At 44.6% G+C, this 14,326-nt stretch carries 14 protein-coding genes; 5 read left to right on the forward strand and 9 right to left on the reverse strand.

The window, feature by feature from the left end; all coding sequences use genetic code 11:
* Positions 1 to 2: 2 nt before the first annotated feature.
* The 3 genes from ffh to PN499_RS27460 all read right to left on the reverse strand — a co-directional run bounded on the left by ffh (position 3) and on the right by PN499_RS27460 (position 3,363).
* A complete protein-coding gene (gene ffh / locus PN499_RS27450; RefSeq protein WP_007356770.1) occupies positions 3 to 1,454 on the reverse strand; it encodes a signal recognition particle protein in 1,452 nt (483 codons plus the stop codon).
* Between the two features lie 188 nt (positions 1,455 to 1,642).
* Positions 1,643 to 2,425, reverse strand: a complete 783-nt coding sequence (locus PN499_RS27455) for a calcium-binding protein (protein WP_272036535.1) — start codon at positions 2,423 to 2,425, stop codon at positions 1,643 to 1,645.
* 296 nt (positions 2,426 to 2,721) lie between these two features.
* The gene (locus tag PN499_RS27460) at positions 2,722 to 3,363 is read right to left on the reverse strand and encodes a PEP-CTERM sorting domain-containing protein (RefSeq protein WP_272036536.1); all 642 of its coding nucleotides are present in this window, start codon (positions 3,361 to 3,363) and stop codon (positions 2,722 to 2,724) included.
* A 382-nt stretch (positions 3,364 to 3,745) separates the two neighbouring features.
* Here PN499_RS27460 and PN499_RS27465 point away from each other — a divergent pair, with 382 nt between their 5' ends.
* Positions 3,746 to 4,222, forward strand: coding sequence for a hypothetical protein (locus PN499_RS27465; RefSeq protein ID WP_272036537.1), 477 nt, complete (start codon positions 3,746 to 3,748; stop codon positions 4,220 to 4,222).
* An 82-nt stretch (positions 4,223 to 4,304) separates the two neighbouring features.
* Here PN499_RS27465 and PN499_RS27470 read toward each other — a convergent pair whose 3' ends face one another.
* From PN499_RS27470 to PN499_RS27490, 5 genes are all read right to left on the reverse strand, one after another.
* The gene (locus PN499_RS27470) at positions 4,305 to 5,468 is read right to left on the reverse strand and encodes a hypothetical protein (RefSeq protein WP_272036538.1); all 1,164 of its coding nucleotides are present in this window, start codon (positions 5,466 to 5,468) and stop codon (positions 4,305 to 4,307) included.
* Positions 5,469 to 5,533: 65 nt separating this feature from the next.
* Positions 5,534 to 6,832, reverse strand: coding sequence for a ribonuclease D (locus PN499_RS27475; RefSeq protein WP_272036539.1), 1,299 nt, complete (start codon positions 6,830 to 6,832; stop codon positions 5,534 to 5,536).
* A gap of 139 nt (positions 6,833 to 6,971) precedes the next feature.
* Positions 6,972 to 7,325 (reverse strand): DUF1257 domain-containing protein, encoded by a 354-nt coding sequence (locus PN499_RS27480; protein ID WP_007356762.1) that lies wholly within the window; start codon positions 7,323 to 7,325, stop codon positions 6,972 to 6,974.
* Positions 7,326 to 7,461: 136 nt separating this feature from the next.
* Complete coding sequence (gene ycf46, locus PN499_RS27485) at positions 7,462 to 8,982, reverse strand: stress-responsive protein Ycf46 (RefSeq protein WP_007356760.1); 1,521 nt, start codon at positions 8,980 to 8,982, stop codon at positions 7,462 to 7,464.
* A gap of 109 nt (positions 8,983 to 9,091) precedes the next feature.
* Positions 9,092 to 9,439 carry a slr0373 family blue light stress response protein gene (locus PN499_RS27490; protein WP_272036545.1) on the reverse strand — a complete coding sequence of 116 codons (348 nt, stop codon included), beginning with the start codon at positions 9,437 to 9,439 and terminating at the stop codon, positions 9,092 to 9,094.
* Between the two features lie 165 nt (positions 9,440 to 9,604).
* Between PN499_RS27490 and PN499_RS27495 the strand changes: the two genes are divergently transcribed.
* The 3 genes from PN499_RS27495 to PN499_RS27505 all read left to right on the forward strand — a co-directional run bounded on the left by PN499_RS27495 (position 9,605) and on the right by PN499_RS27505 (position 11,502).
* A complete protein-coding gene (locus tag PN499_RS27495; protein WP_272036540.1) occupies positions 9,605 to 10,120 on the forward strand; it encodes a hypothetical protein in 516 nt (171 codons plus the stop codon).
* 36 nt (positions 10,121 to 10,156) lie between these two features.
* Positions 10,157 to 10,309, forward strand: a complete 153-nt coding sequence (locus PN499_RS27500) for a hypothetical protein (protein WP_272036541.1) — start codon at positions 10,157 to 10,159, stop codon at positions 10,307 to 10,309.
* Between the two features lie 368 nt (positions 10,310 to 10,677).
* Positions 10,678 to 11,502, forward strand: a complete 825-nt coding sequence (locus PN499_RS27505; RefSeq protein WP_272036542.1) for a pentapeptide repeat-containing protein — start codon at positions 10,678 to 10,680, stop codon at positions 11,500 to 11,502.
* Between the two features lie 102 nt (positions 11,503 to 11,604).
* Here the strand turns inward: PN499_RS27505 and PN499_RS27510 are convergent, their stop codons facing one another.
* Positions 11,605 to 12,879 carry an aspartate aminotransferase family protein gene (locus PN499_RS27510; protein ID WP_272036543.1) on the reverse strand — a complete coding sequence of 425 codons (1,275 nt, stop codon included), beginning with the start codon at positions 12,877 to 12,879 and terminating at the stop codon, positions 11,605 to 11,607.
* 157 nt (positions 12,880 to 13,036) lie between these two features.
* On the opposite strand from PN499_RS27510, the gene PN499_RS27515 reads away from it, so the two are divergent.
* Positions 13,037 to 14,314 carry a ribulose bisphosphate carboxylase small subunit gene (locus PN499_RS27515; protein WP_272036544.1) on the forward strand — a complete coding sequence of 426 codons (1,278 nt, stop codon included), beginning with the start codon at positions 13,037 to 13,039 and terminating at the stop codon, positions 14,312 to 14,314.
* Positions 14,315 to 14,326: the final 12 nt, after the last annotated feature.

Here is a 14,326-nt window from a genome sequence, read left to right on the forward strand (position 1 = left end):
CCCTAAAGCTGCCCAAAACCTTTTTTCTTCTTCTCTTTTTTCTTCTTCTTAGCGGGAGCACCACCGCGCCAACCAGGTTGACCGGGACGGCTACCCATTCCGGGCATACCCGCCATTCCCGGCATTCCTGGCATACCGCCCATGCCCGGAAATCCACCGCCCTGACCTAATTGCTGCATCATATTTCGCATTTTCTGGAAATCACTCACCAGTTTTGCTACATCCGCCTCAACGAAGCCAGAACCCTTGGCAATTCTCCGGCGACGGGAAGGAGAACTCGAAAGCAGTTCGGGGTTGCGTCTCTCCTCAGTGGTCATGGAGTTAATCATTGCCTCAGTCCGCCGCAGTTGCACTTCTCCCTTCCGCATATCGTCGTCGGACATCTTATTGAGTCCGGGAATCATCTTCAAAATGCCACCGAGAGAACCCATATTCTTCAGCAGACGCATTTGTTTGAGGAAGTCGGTAAAGTCAAACTTTGCTGTCAGGATTTTTTCCTGCATTTGTTCAGCATCGGTGATGTCGATTTCCTCTTGGGCCTTTTCTACCAAGGTGAGGACATCGCCCATGCCTAAAATCCGAGATGCCATGCGATCGGGATAAAATGGTTGCAGGGCTTCCACTTTTTCGCCAACGCCGACAAATTTAATCGGTGCGCCAGATATTTGTCGCACGGAAAGGGCCGCGCCGCCGCGACTGTCGCCGTCCATTTTTGTTAAAATCGCGCCGGTAATGCCGATTTGGTCGTGGAATGTGCGCGTCAGGTTGGCGGCTTCCTGACCGGTCATCGCGTCTACGACTAGGAGAGTTTCGTGAGGTTGAATTGTTTCTTTAATCCTCGCTAACTCGGCCATCATGTCTTGGTCGATTTGCAGGCGGCCGGCGGTATCGACAATGACTGTATCCACACCCAATTCTCTGGCGCGATCGATACCTTGACGGGCAATTTCTACGGGGTCAGTATCTTTGCCTAATTCAAACACGGGCACGTCGATTTGTTTGCCCAGCGTAATTAACTGATCGATCGCAGCAGGTCGGTAAATATCGGTAGCGACTAATAAAGTGCTGCGATTTTGCTTGCGGAGTTGCAGTGCTAATTTGGCGGAGGCGGTGGTTTTACCCGTACCTTGCAAACCGGCCATTAAGACAATTGTGGGGGCGCTGTCTGCGATCGCCAGAGGTGAGTTGGTTTCTCCCATCACCCGCACCAGTTCGTCGTAGACGATTTTGATAAACTGTTGGTCAGGCCGGACACCAGAAATTACTTCGGCTCCTTGAGCCTTGACTGCTACTTCTGCGATAAAATCTTTAACTACTTGCAGGTTGACATCTGCCTCTAAGAGGGCGCGGCGGACTTCCCGCAGGGCTTCTTGAATATTTGCATCGGAAATTTTATCCTGACCTCGCAGTTTTTTCCAGGCGGATTCTAAGCGATCGGCAAGTGCGTCAAACATAATTTGTTAGTTGTTAGATGTTATTTGTTAACTGTCTGTGGTTTTTTCATAATTAAGGTATTATAGCTGTCGGTGTCCCAATTCGCAAGTAAATCTGTTGGTTCTGGTGGCGATCGCGCTACTATTACTATCTTTGTACCGTCGCCCTCTAGGCGGTATCATTGACCGCCCAGAGGGCGGCGTTACGTCTAAGGAAGATAGGCAAATTGAGTGCCATTGATGCCTAACACGGCTTGATTTGCGGTTTCAAATGTATCTATGAGGTCAAAGTTATCAGCATTTAAAACTATCCCGAGAATTTCTCCGGTGCTGCTAATCCGCACTACCATATCATCAAATTCTCCGTCGCTGTCGAAATCAATGCGGTCTTCATCATTAAAACGTAAGTCTAGCTGTGTTAGCCCATCAGTAAGTCCAATGCGATCGCCTTCTCTAAACTGAAAATCAGTGATGACATCTACCTGATTAATATTAAATCCAGCTTCATCTCTTCTGAACACAAAGGTATCAGCACCCTCGCCACCAGTCAGGAGATCGATACCGCGATCGCCTACTAAAAAATCATTCCCGAAGTCGCCGCTTAAGCGGTCATTTCCTTGACCTCCCCGGAATATATCATCGCCAGAGCCACCAAAGAGGAAGTCATCGCCAGAGTCGCCTCTAACTACATCGTTGTTGTCGTTTCCATCGAGGCGATCGCTATCTTTCCCACCGAACAATATATCATTACCTCCCGCACCTCCGATAATATCTTCGCCATCGTTACCGAATAGCCGCTCGTTAGAGTCAGAAGACCCTGCAATGGTATCATTGCCACTAAGACCCCAAACTCCGCCGGAAAAAGTAAATAAGTTTCCCGATCCCAGTTGAATATCATCCGCTGTAGGATAGGCTAGAAGACGAGGCCCCCCGCCTACAAATACAGGAAATCCAGTCGGATCGTTAATGAGATTATTAATGAATAAAGGCACAATTACTCCTTACCACAATGTAGATATCTGTTTTCTATATTTAAAATTAAAATCAACCAAATGTCAACTTCGCCTCACTCGCATCAGCGGTTAAGGCGGAGTTGATTAGTAAGTATTCTTGAAATTGGCTAATTAAATTGACCTAATTAAACGTAAGCAAGACTTACGCACCTCGATACCAGAAGCTAGGTTTCTTGGTAGATATCTAATTGAGAATCTTTAGATTTTTTAGAGAACCCCAATTTATCTGCATAAGTCCTGCAAATTTTTCTTTCCCTTCTTTCTTCTACCTCTACTTATCGGCGTTTACGTCGTATAAAAGCTAAGAAACCGATAAATCCCAATGTCCCAAAAATCTCAGCGGGTTCCGGGATAGGTTCTGGTTCTGAGGTACTTTCACTATACACCACATCGTCCACAGAATAACTTTCGCGATCGTCAGGTTGAAGCCCTTGAGTTCCTGTTGAAAGCTTCACCGTATTAAATGGGGTATCTGTAACTAACCCCCAAAACTCGCCTTCCAAGGTGTTAGAAATTTCGCCTACAAAATAGTTATCCCCCAGTAGATCCGCAACTGTTACTGCAATACCTGTACCTGGATCTAGTACACCAGCTAAATTGAAATTTCCACCCCAAGCAAATACAGGTTTTGCAAAACTCCAAGTATTTGTTTGCTCATCACTTACCTGATCTTCCCAAACTCCATTATTGATTAATCCTGGGGAATTGACGCTCACTCCTGCGGGCAAATTAGGGCCATTGAATTCTTCTGTTTGGAAGGGCTGACCGTTCAGAGCATTTTGCCACTCAGTTTTATTCGCGTGCAAGGTGAAGCTAAAAGCCTCAGCCTTTTCGGGAAAGCTTAAAACCGATAAGCCAAGAAATGCCGATCCAGCCACAGCCATTGACAAGTTTTTGATTGTAGTTGATGTACCCATAACACTGATTCCTCAAAAAAAGTGATTATTTACAGTGACTCTCCTGACTCGGTGTCCTTGGCTGGCAGAATAGCTAGGTCTACAAACAGCTACATCCTTAGCTGGCTTGTGAGTGTGAGCCAAAGCTTTCCCCCCGGACTGCCGTCTCAGTAAAATCCACGTCCTGATATGGGATAATTTTACTTTATTTCTCTATACCATAGTTGAAATTACTTAAAGATTATCGTTTTAGAGGACGATATTGCGAAAATAAGCAATATTGCTTACGTAATATTACCGAGGAAAGGACTGATACCAGTCACAAGTTTTACACGCATCGCCTAAAGTCTTCCTCGCTTGCAGTATAGCAAGCGCTTTCAGCGGTTAGGGGTTAGGGGGAAGCGTGAAAGAAGAGGAAGAAGGGAATAGAATCAGCGAGTTTGGCGGAACTCAGAACGTCTTAACTGCCAATAAAGTTGCTATATGTTATTTGGTATTAGACATGATTCAGGAAGATAACAACACTCAAGATATTATGGATACACCACCATTGCCACAACCCCAACTCGATCGCAGACCGATTACCTCCGACCAATACGAAGCCTATACACCCGAAAAACTAGAACTATGGCAGGGTTTCTATAACTATGGAGGGCAAGATTTCACAGGTTTTTATCTTGCAGTATTGGCAAATATGGGGTTACGTGAAGCTGTGCGTCATGTACCGCTTTCACTATGGCTGGAGGCAATTCAAGAGTTAGCTTTGCAAAATCCTAAACTCAATTTTGATAATGAGGTTGGAGAAGCTATGCTTAACCGCTTGAACCGAGGATTGGAAGATTTGCAAGCAGTTGCAGAGTATTTGGAAGAACAAGGTTAGTCGCGTAGGCGTAGCCAGCCGAAGGCATCGCCAAATCCCTTAAATCAGAAGATCCATTCACATAAGCTACATAGATTATCGATTAAAAATTGTAACTATTTCTTAGGTAATCCAAATCTTCATTTCTGATAATTAAAGTTGATGGAGAATAATTTGGACATTTTACTATATAGCTGATATCTTTTTCGGGAAAAAACTGAGGCTTACAAATTATATTTTTCCCCGGAACAAAAGAAATATCTCCTGACTGATTCTGCTGTACAGGAAACAAGTGATTGCAATTAAAGCTAGAAGTAATCTCTATAGGAACTCCAGAAAGTAAAGAGTCAATTTCATTTTTTTTAAAGTATTTGTAACAGGGTGGTATTACATAATATCGCCACTTATCTATATGAAATTCTGTGAAATAATTTAAAGGAACTGAATCTCGATTTAATGACATCGGGGTTTGACCCATCAAAAGCGTAACGACAACTAGCAAATCATTTATATAGGTTAGCTTATAAGCTTTTCCTACTAAATCTAGTTTGGGGTTACTGCTTTCACAATTTGACACCAACCACTGAAAATAAGTTATATCATTAACCTTCTCAAAAATTCCTTGTTTGTTTAGGGTAGCAATTTCAAACGAGCCTCCGTAAGAAGATAATATATTCTGACAATCTTTAGCTAATAATGCTCCACAGATAGTTAGTGAGTGTATAACAGCGTCGTCAAATTCACTTATTGAGGGCTTTCTTGGTTGAACTCCCTCTTCTAATAGACGTATTAAGTCGTCACTCCCCGACCCAGCTATGAATACACTCCCATACGTATGTATTGTTTTTTGATGAATTTCTACTTCATTAAAACTATACTCAAATTCTTTTATGCCGTCGTCATCAATAATATATCCTATGAATCCCACACAGAAATTTCCAATCCACTCACTTATTTCACCGTTTTCAAAAAAGTTTTTTAAAGAATATCTTGTGATTTTTTCTACATCGGAAATAGTCTTTAATTCTTTTAAGATTGTATATGCAGCGCACTGGTCTCCTGACCATGCAACCATTAGATTTGATGTGATTATATTAACTTTTTGGCTCAGTTCTGTAATCCCGCGATATAAATCTTCAGGAGGAGATTCTTTGAGGTCTTCATCAGTAGGAATATTAATACGTTTTGAGGGGTCAGGACAAGTTATCAGTACATCTCCTATTAGTACAGGATGATTATTGATGTAGAACGCAGCTATTAATGTCATTTAACAAACTCTTAGATATAAGTAGTATCAAAAAAGAAAATGAGGGAAGAGGTGATTTTTATTACTCAAAAAGGTATGTCATCATCATCCTCATCTTCTTCCACAGCCTTAGCCGTCATCCGCCAAGTATTAATATACTCAATTTGCACATCAATTTGATTAATCGCCTCCCCCAACAGTTTTTTAATATATTCAGTCAAAGTCACCGTAAAATCTAACTCAACTCCCACAGACTGCACCAATCTCGCTAACGCTGCAAAATCCACCTTTAAAATAGAAGCACTCCCTAATTTAAAATGAGGAGTATTCGATTTTTCCTGCACAATCATCGCATTTTTTACTCGCTCTTTCAAATGAGCAACTTCTGAATCTAACAACTTCCACTCAGGCAAAAGTTCTCTATGCCTTTCCCCCAATGCAATTAAATCCTCATCTTCTGGTGGTGGCGTACTTTTTTCCTTTGATTTCCGCCGCTGCTGTACAGCAGAAGTCAACCGAAAACTAGAAATTTCCTCAATTTGCAATGAGGGATGAGAGATTAATTTACCTAACTGTTTTTGAACTTCCTTAGTTAGAGTCACTGGAAAATTTAGCTCAATACCCTGACTTTCTGCCAAATTTGCCAAATTCATAAAATCAACTTTCATTGTTGTCGAACTGGATAGTTTAAAATAAGAATTTTCAGTCACATTTTGTGCCTGCATCCCTGCTTTCATCCGTTCTTTAATCTCAGCAATTTCTGAATCTAGAGGTTTCCACTGCGCCTCTATTTCCTGATATTGTTCTCCTAATAATATCAAGTTTTCCGTTGCGGAATCAGGGCAATATTCATCAACTATTTCTATTAAATGGCTATGAACTTCAGCTAAATAAACCACATCCATCTTGGCATATTCTAGCTGTTTGTCAGTCAGAGGACGTTTGCCCCAATCGCCTCCCTGTTCTGCTTTATCTACATTTGGAATACCACAAAGAGCCTCGATTAAAGTTTTGAGTTGGTGATTAGGTAATGGTAAAACATAGTAAGGAATCTTTCTCGCCAATTTTAAAGTGCAAGTAATATTTTGAGCGCGATCGTTACCCAGAAATCTAATGTCATAGCTGGCATTGTGCATCACTTTTTCAATATCAGGATTGGCCATGATTTTGTCAACAAAATCTGCCGTCAATTCCGGTCGATCTAAGACATCTAGCAGAAAAGAAGCATTTCCTGTTAAATCATTAGCATCAGCCAATAACTGAATTAGAGATAGTGTAGGGTTGAATTTATAGTCTGCTACTTCTGTATCAATCCACAAAATTTTAGCTTGAGAAAATTCAGCAATCAGTGCTTTAATATTATTAGCTGCTGTTAAATAAGGCATTTTAGAGATTTTAGCTATTAATCTGATAATTATACAGTTAACGGTTAACAGTTAACAGCTAACAGTTAACAAATTACCAATGAAAAAACGGGCTAACCCGTATATGGTTAACCCGCAAGCTTGGGAACGCGCAGATAAATTAGTTTTGCACAACCAGTTTGACGTTGGCATTTTGCAAACCGCGTTGTTTTACTGCTGCCAAAGTTTTGTTCACAGCGTACTTCTGGTTGATAGAGTTGATCAACTCAGTTTGGTTGTGCTTTTTGGCGACACCCCACAGGTCGGCGATCAGGTCAAAAGAACCGTCGCTGTTGCGAGACCAACCCAAGTCATACTCACCTTCGAGAACTGCAACGATGTCAGAGCGAACGCGCTGGCCATTGTAGCCCCGCACATCAGCTTCAGACTTCACATTGATACCCAGGTCGCGCAGGGAAGCCTTCAGGATTTCGGCATCGGTGATTTTGGTACGGAGTGTGCTAAAGTGTGACATTGGGATTTCCTCCTAATAGAACTGAGAAACAAAAACAACGGTTTGGATTTAACAGTGCCGCTAGGCGGCTTTTTTTGAAACTGCTAGCAAGGGAAGTGCTAGCCTTTGCTCCTGGGAAGAACCAGGAGAAAGCTTTTTAGAACTCCATTCGCTGATATTCAGCGACTGAAGATGCAGCCGGCCGCGCACGCTGTCTGGCCCAGTCACGCAGAGCCGTGACTTGTTCGCTCATGGTTTTTGACAGCGGCATTGTGGATTTAATCGCGGCAATGATATCTAACTGCGTGAACTCTCTATCTTGAGCGAAGGCTTCGTACATTGCTGCAACCAGCGCTTGCTCAATCTCGGCACCTGAGAAGCCATCGGAGACATTGGAAAGTTGTTCTAAATCGAAGCGAGCAATGTCTCGACGACGTTTGGACAGGTGAATCTTAAAAATATCTTGGCGTTCTTCTTTAGTGGGTAAATCCACGAAGAACAGTTCGTCAAAGCGCCCTTTTCTCAGAAATTCCCCAGGTAAGCGTTCTACGCGGTTCGCCGTCGCCATTACAAATACGGGGGATTTTTTCTCCTGCATCCAGGTGAGGAAGGAACCAAAGATCCGGCTGGATGTGCCGCCGTCAGAGTCAGCGGAACCGCTGTTACCTGCAAAGGCTTTGTCCAGTTCGTCAATGAAGAGGATGGCTGGAGAGATAGATTCAGCGGTTTTGAGGGCGTTGCGGAGGTTGGCTTCAGAGCGACCCACCATTGAGCCGTCGTAGACTCTACCCATATCTAAGCGTAGCAAGGGTAGCGACCAGAGCCGAGCTGTGGTTTTGGCAATTAAGGATTTACCGCATCCAGGTACGCCCAGAATTAGCATTCCTTTAGGTTGAGGCAAACCATACTCTCTGGCCCGCTCTGTAAAAGCGTTGGAACGTTGCCGCAGCCACCGCTTGAGTTCTTCTAAACCGCCTACAGCATCAAGAGTTTCGTCTTCTTCGATAAACTCCAGAATACCGTTGCGCCGGATGAGCTGTTTCTTTTCTGACAGGATGATATCTACTTCTTCTTCTGTCAGGCGACCTGTCGTTACCTGAGCTTTGCGGTAAACTTTTTCGGCTTCGTCCTTGGTCAAACCCAAGGCGGCTTTGAGCAGTTTTTCACGCGCTTCGGTGCTGATGCGGCGCGGTTTTGCTTGCTCTAATTGCTTCGATAATACCTGATTTAGTTCCTTCATGTCCGGCAGCGGGAAGTCTAAAACAATTACTTCCTTTTCTAGTTCGATGGGAACTTGCTGGACGGGGGACATGAGAATGATAGTTTTTTGCGTACCTTTGAAGCTGGCGATCGCATCCCGCAACCACCTAGTAACAGGAGGAGAATCTATAAAAGGATGCAAATCTTTAAATATATAGATGCCAGCATTGCTATTTGGTTCTTTCTGCCGGATCACCCATTCAATCGCTGCCTCTGGCGAGACTGTATTATGCTGAGTGGTAGTGCGGGGTTGACCATACTCTACGATACCGTGAGTTACTGTCCAGACGAATACCCGTCGCTGGGGCTTGGTTTGTGCAATTGTCGCAATTGCCTGCTCAGACCGCTCCTCCTCAGAAGTCATGAGGTAGATCAGAGGATATTGAGCTTGGATTAGAATGTTGATTTCTTCTTGCATATTCCTCGATCCGTTTGAGTCGGTGCCATCATTGCTAAATCTCAATGCCCCCAGCATCTGATTCTGAACGCAACCAGTGCTCGTCACCCTTTCAGGTAGAAGGGAAAGATTAGCAGGGAACTAATTCTTCCTCTCCCGGTTGAGCAGTGCTGCTTGCCGTTTGCACCTGCTTTACTGGAAGTTCCTGCTCACCCACTAGGCTCGGCTGACCTTTTAATGAAACCAGATCTCCTTCTCGGATGACAACTGAACTGGTACATTCGGGACAAGCGTATACCCGATGGGTTTGTCCATGAGATGTCTCTACTTCATCAACCAGTTCTGAGTTGTTTAGGTAGAATACAATTGCTCTTTCGGCAATCGCTGACATCGGTTCGGATTCAACCGCCGCTTTGATTTTGAGTTGGCGGTGGAGTTCGGGTGGTAGGTATAAGGTAACTTTTTGCTTATCTTGCATATGACAGTGAATTGGCTTACCCGGGTATGTATTTAACAATAGCGGCTCTCTTTTTTGATGTCAAGACTCTATGCTGCTTTAGCGGCACTATTGTAATATTTCGTTACATTTGATGGTTGTTGGTGGTTCGTAGTTAGCTGTAAGTGCTTTATGGTAGGCGGTTCTATGCCTTATTACTTAAAGAGATTAGTTTGCGGTGTGGCTCTGGGGGCGGCGCTGTTGGGCTGTAGTTCGCCAGCTACCATCCAGTCAGGAAGTTGGCAGACCTATCACAATGCTCGTTACAACTTCGAGTTCCTGTATCCTGATAACTGGTTAGCTGCGGAAGCCCCAGCAAATGGAGATGGTCAAGCATTCAACGATCCGAAAAACCCAGCAGTGGAGATTCGCGGCTGGGCTGGCTATAATGTGCCTGGGGTGACTGGTAAGCAACGAGACAAGAATAATATAGATATAGATAGAGCAAAACCTTTACAGCGAAATTTCACTACGGAGCAAGGCTTGTCGGGGCAACTTAAGGTGAATTTGGGCTCGCAAGTCAGCTCGATGACGCTGACGCTGGTGGAAGGGGACGTGCGTTACAATTTTCAGGGGAAAGCTCCTAGTAAGCAATTTGCGGATTATTATAAGTTTTTTTACTACGTTGCTAGTCAATATCGAGTATCGCCGCAGCCGAAGTAACTGTTACTCGTGCAAAACCTGAAGAGTAACTATTTAATGAAGCGATTTTTCAACCCGATTATGTCACTTTGGTCAGGTAAAAAGGCTGTGGCTTTGCCATGTCTGAGTGCTTGCGTAAGTCCTATCCATGTTTCTGCCTTCTACTATCAAAGGTTGGCGGATAACCTCTCTCCCAACATGAGAAATTAAGCAAGTTCTCCAAATTCTTTTTGCTTGAGGTCGTTACGGGCGATCGAACTCAACAATGCAATCTCCCTTCTCCTTTTGCTGAAGGCTTGCTCAAAGCACTTTGCCATCACTCATAAAAATTAATTATGATAGGGGGGTGATAATGAGGGGTTAAACCCCTCATCTGTCGTAAGAGGGATGACGAATGTTAAAATTTGGAAAACACCTCCCTTGAATTTAATCAGGTTGAAAAAGAAAAGTAAATCATTCCTTGTGCGCCTGAGTTTATTCCTGGGAATCCCAGTCCCAGTCCCCCCTTTGACAGAAAAAGCAAACCAGGGCTTACCGATCGATAGAGACTCAGCAGTTTGCCGTAGAGGATAAGGAATATGAGTGGAAATACCGCGCACATCAAACGGTTGTTAGAAACCAAACAATGTCAGGGAGGAAATCTCAGCGATGCCAATCTGGCAAGATTAAAACTCAGCGGCGCTAACTTGACTGGTGCGGATTTGAGTTTTGCCAATCTCAACGGTACGGATCTCAGCGGTGCTAATTTAAGTGGTGCGGATCTGAGTTTTGCCAACTTGGTTGCTGCTAATCTCACTAATGCTGACTTGAGCGGTGTTGACTCCAAGGGAATCAACCTCTTTGATGCGAACTTAAATGGTGCTGAATTGAGCGGTGCTGACCTAGGTTTTGCCAATTTAGTCAATACAAATATGCTTCATGCCAATTTGAGCGGTGCTGACTTGGTTGGTGCTAATTTGGTTGGGGCTAACCTCAGCGGTGCGAATCTCAGCGGTGCCGACTTAGGTGGTGCGAATCTAGGTAATGTGAAGTTGGTGAATGCTAAGTTGCTCAACGCTGACCTCAGAGATGTCAGATTAGTCGGTGGCGATCTCACGGATGCGGATCTTCAAGATGCGGATCTCAGAGATGTCAATTTGTTGAATGCTGACTTGAGTGGGGCTAACCTCAATGGAGCCAACCTCAGCGGGGCTAACCTCAGCGGGGTTAACCTCAGCGGTGCAAATATGGATGGCGCTATTGGAATTTACATGGACACCCCTGTGGAAATGCGACGCAGCGAACCGCGAAAATCCAGTGTTACACAGTCGGTTTTGTCCTATATGAGTTTGCCCCAAGCTAGTGTCCCATCATCTGTAACGCAAAATTCTAGTTCAAACGGCACTTTACCCCGCTTGGGGTGAGGAGGGGGAGAGGGGAGTTTTGAGTTAAAAAAGTCAGAAATTTCTCTTACTCCTATGCTCCTATGCTCCCTTAACCCTCGTTGACTATTATTGACTATTAAATTACCTGGCTTCGCAGGAGGCGATCGCTTTTTCGACAGCTTCCAGGGCTTGGTCTACTTCAGCGGCCGTTACAATCAAAGGTGGAACGAATCGAACTACTTTGGGGCCTGCGGGTACTAAGAGCAAGCCTTTTTCTATGGCGGCTTTCACGAGTTCGATAGAAGTTAGTTCGATATCGGCTTTGAGTTCCATCCCGTTAATTAAACCCCAGCCGCGCACTTCGGCGATTAGGTGGGGATATTTGGTTGCGATCGCGCTTAACCCCTTTCTTAACTGTTCCCCTCGTTCGTTTACATTCGCCAGAATGCCTTCTGCTTCTAGAGTTTGGCAGACTGACAAGGCCACAGCGCACACAAATGGATTGCCACCAAAGGTGCTGGCGTGACTTCCCGGTTCAAATACGTCGCAGAAAGATTTACACAGCATCGCCCCGATGGGGATGCCGCCGCCTAATCCCTTGGCGGAAGTAAAGATATCGGGTTCAATGCCTAAATTCTCATAACCCCACATTTTGCCTGTGCGGGCCATGCCGACTTGCACTTCGTCGAGAATGAGCAAAATGCCTTTTTCGTCGCAGATTTGGCGTATTCGTTGGAAATAGGCGATATCTCCGGGACGAACTCCGCCTTCTCCTTGCATGGCTTCCAGCATGATTGCCGCTACTTGGCGTTCATTGGCATCGAGTTCTGCGATCGCGCTTTCCAATGCTTCAATATCGTTATAAGGCACATAGTAAAATCCCGGCATCAGCGGGCTGAAACCCTTATGATATTTGGGCTGTCCCGTAGCCGTGACAGTTGCCAGCGTCCGCCCGTGAAAGCTGTCGCGAGCCGTGATAATCATGGGATTAGCGATGTTTAACTTCTCGTGGGCATACTTCCGAGCCAGCTTAATAGCTCCTTCATTTGCCTCTGCACCGGAGTTGCAAAAGAAGGCTCTGTCAGCGCAGGAATGCTCTGTAAGCCACTTTGCCAACTCTCCCTGTACGGGGATGTAGTAAAGGTTAGAAACGTGGTGTAGCGTTTGAATTTGGCGGGTTACGGCTGCAATTAAAGCGGGGTGGGCGTGTCCCAGGGTGCAAGTGGCAATCCCCGCGACAAAATCCAGATATTCGCGTCCTTCAGTATCCCATACACGGCAACCTTGACCGCGTTCTAAGGCTATGGGAAAGCGCCCGTAGGTTGTCATTACGTAGCTGTCGAAGCTATCGCGGCTGAAAGGGTTTGACTCGTCGGATTGTAGAAAAGGCTCTTTTACTAAGGTTTCTGGGCTCACTAATGGCTCCTAAATTATATAGAAATCTCTTTGGAGTGGGCAAAAATACGATTTGCGTATTGTATCAAAATTTCTAGCATTGATTGATAGGGCGATTACTTTTGTCATAGAATGCTAACAGTAAGAAGAATCTGCGCGATCGCTGAATTATAAACCGATGAGTTATTACATTTCTCCGTCTTTTCTTGACAAGGTAGCCGTTCACATCACTAAAAATTTTTTGGATCTACCTGGAGTTAGAGTTCCTCTAATTTTAGGAATTCACGGCCGCAAAGGGGAAGGCAAAACTTTTCAGTGTGAATTAGCTTTTGAGCGTCTAGGTTTTGAACCTGTGACAATATCGGGGGGAGAATTAGAAAGTCCCGATGCCGGAGATCCGGCGCGGTTGATTCGTCTTCGCTACCGAGAAGCGGCCGAACAAATTCGCGTTCGCGGTGAAATGTGCGCGATATTTATTAACGATCTAGATGCTGGTGCTGGCAGATTTGATAGTACAACTCAGTATACTGTTAATACTCAGTTGGTGAATGCCACTCTGATGAATATTGCTGACAATCCGACTAACGTGCAATTGCCGGGAAGTTATGACAGTACGCCGCTACATAGAGTACCGATTATTGTTACTGGAAATGATTTTGCTACTCTGTATGCGCCGTTGATTAGAGACGGGCGAATGGAGAAGTTTTACTGGGAACCAAATCGCGATGATAAGATTGGAATTGTCAGCGGTATTTTTGAGGCTGATGGGATGCCGCAAAGCGAAATTGCGGAATTTGTTGATGCGTTTCCTGACCAGGCTATTGACTTTTTTAGTGCATTGCGCTCGCGCATTTATGATGAACAGATTCGCGAGTTTATTCATGGCATAGGAATTGAAAAAGTTTCTAAGCGGTTGGTGAATAGTGTGGAAGCAGCGCCCCATTTTCCTAAACCTAACTTTAGCCTGTCTCGCCTAATAGAAATTGGTAGGGCGATCGTTGGTCAACAGTACCGAGTTAAGGAAATGCGGCTGGTGGAAGAGTATAACCAAAATCGGTTATTTGGTAGTCAAAACTCTGGGCAGGTTTCTCCTAATTCGCAACCGCCCAGTCAAGAAAAAAATGAACAGGGACAATATTACAAAGCCTACGTGGAAAAAGGTAGTAACGGCGGAAATGGTAAAATTTCCCAACTTAGTTCTGAGGTGCAAGATCAGGTGCAACAACTTTTAGCGCAGGGCTGTAAAATTGGGATAGAATATGCAGATAGTCGCAGATTTAAAACTGGTTCGTGGCAAAGTTGTGCGACCATTCAAAGCAATGGGGAAAAAGAAGTAATTGCATCGCTAGAAAATTGCTTGGCTGAACATGGCGGTGAATATGTGAGGTTAATTGGGATTGACTCGAAAGCTAAGCGACGGGTGGTTGAGACTATTATTCAGCGTCCGAATAATTGACGTAACGCCCCC

Origin of the sequence: Kamptonema animale CS-326 (genome assembly GCF_028330895.1) — a bacterium.
GTDB lineage: Bacteria > Cyanobacteriota > Cyanobacteriia > Cyanobacteriales > Microcoleaceae > Kamptonema > Kamptonema formosum.

Coding starts and splice junctions, on each gene's coding strand:
- PN499_RS27505 (WP_272036542.1), top strand. CDS start 10,678: ATGAGTGGAAATACCGCGCACATCAAACGGTTGTTAGAAACCAAACAA.
- PN499_RS27460 (WP_272036536.1), bottom strand. CDS start 3,363: ATGGGTACATCAACTACAATCAAAAACTTGTCAATGGCTGTGGCTGGA.
- PN499_RS27495 (WP_272036540.1), top strand. CDS start 9,605: ATGCCTTATTACTTAAAGAGATTAGTTTGCGGTGTGGCTCTGGGGGCG.
- PN499_RS27475 (WP_272036539.1), bottom strand. CDS start 6,832: ATGCCTTATTTAACAGCAGCTAATAATATTAAAGCACTGATTGCTGAA.
- ffh (WP_007356770.1), bottom strand. CDS start 1,454: ATGTTTGACGCACTTGCCGATCGCTTAGAATCCGCCTGGAAAAAACTG.
- PN499_RS27515 (WP_272036544.1), top strand. CDS start 13,037: ATGAGTTATTACATTTCTCCGTCTTTTCTTGACAAGGTAGCCGTTCAC.
- ycf46 (WP_007356760.1), bottom strand. CDS start 8,982: ATGCAAGAAGAAATCAACATTCTAATCCAAGCTCAATATCCTCTGATC.
- PN499_RS27500 (WP_272036541.1), top strand. CDS start 10,157: ATGAAGCGATTTTTCAACCCGATTATGTCACTTTGGTCAGGTAAAAAG.
- PN499_RS27490 (WP_272036545.1), bottom strand. CDS start 9,439: ATGCAAGATAAGCAAAAAGTTACCTTATACCTACCACCCGAACTCCAC.
- PN499_RS27470 (WP_272036538.1), bottom strand. CDS start 5,468: ATGACATTAATAGCTGCGTTCTACATCAATAATCATCCTGTACTAATA.
- PN499_RS27480 (WP_007356762.1), bottom strand. CDS start 7,325: ATGTCACACTTTAGCACACTCCGTACCAAAATCACCGATGCCGAAATC.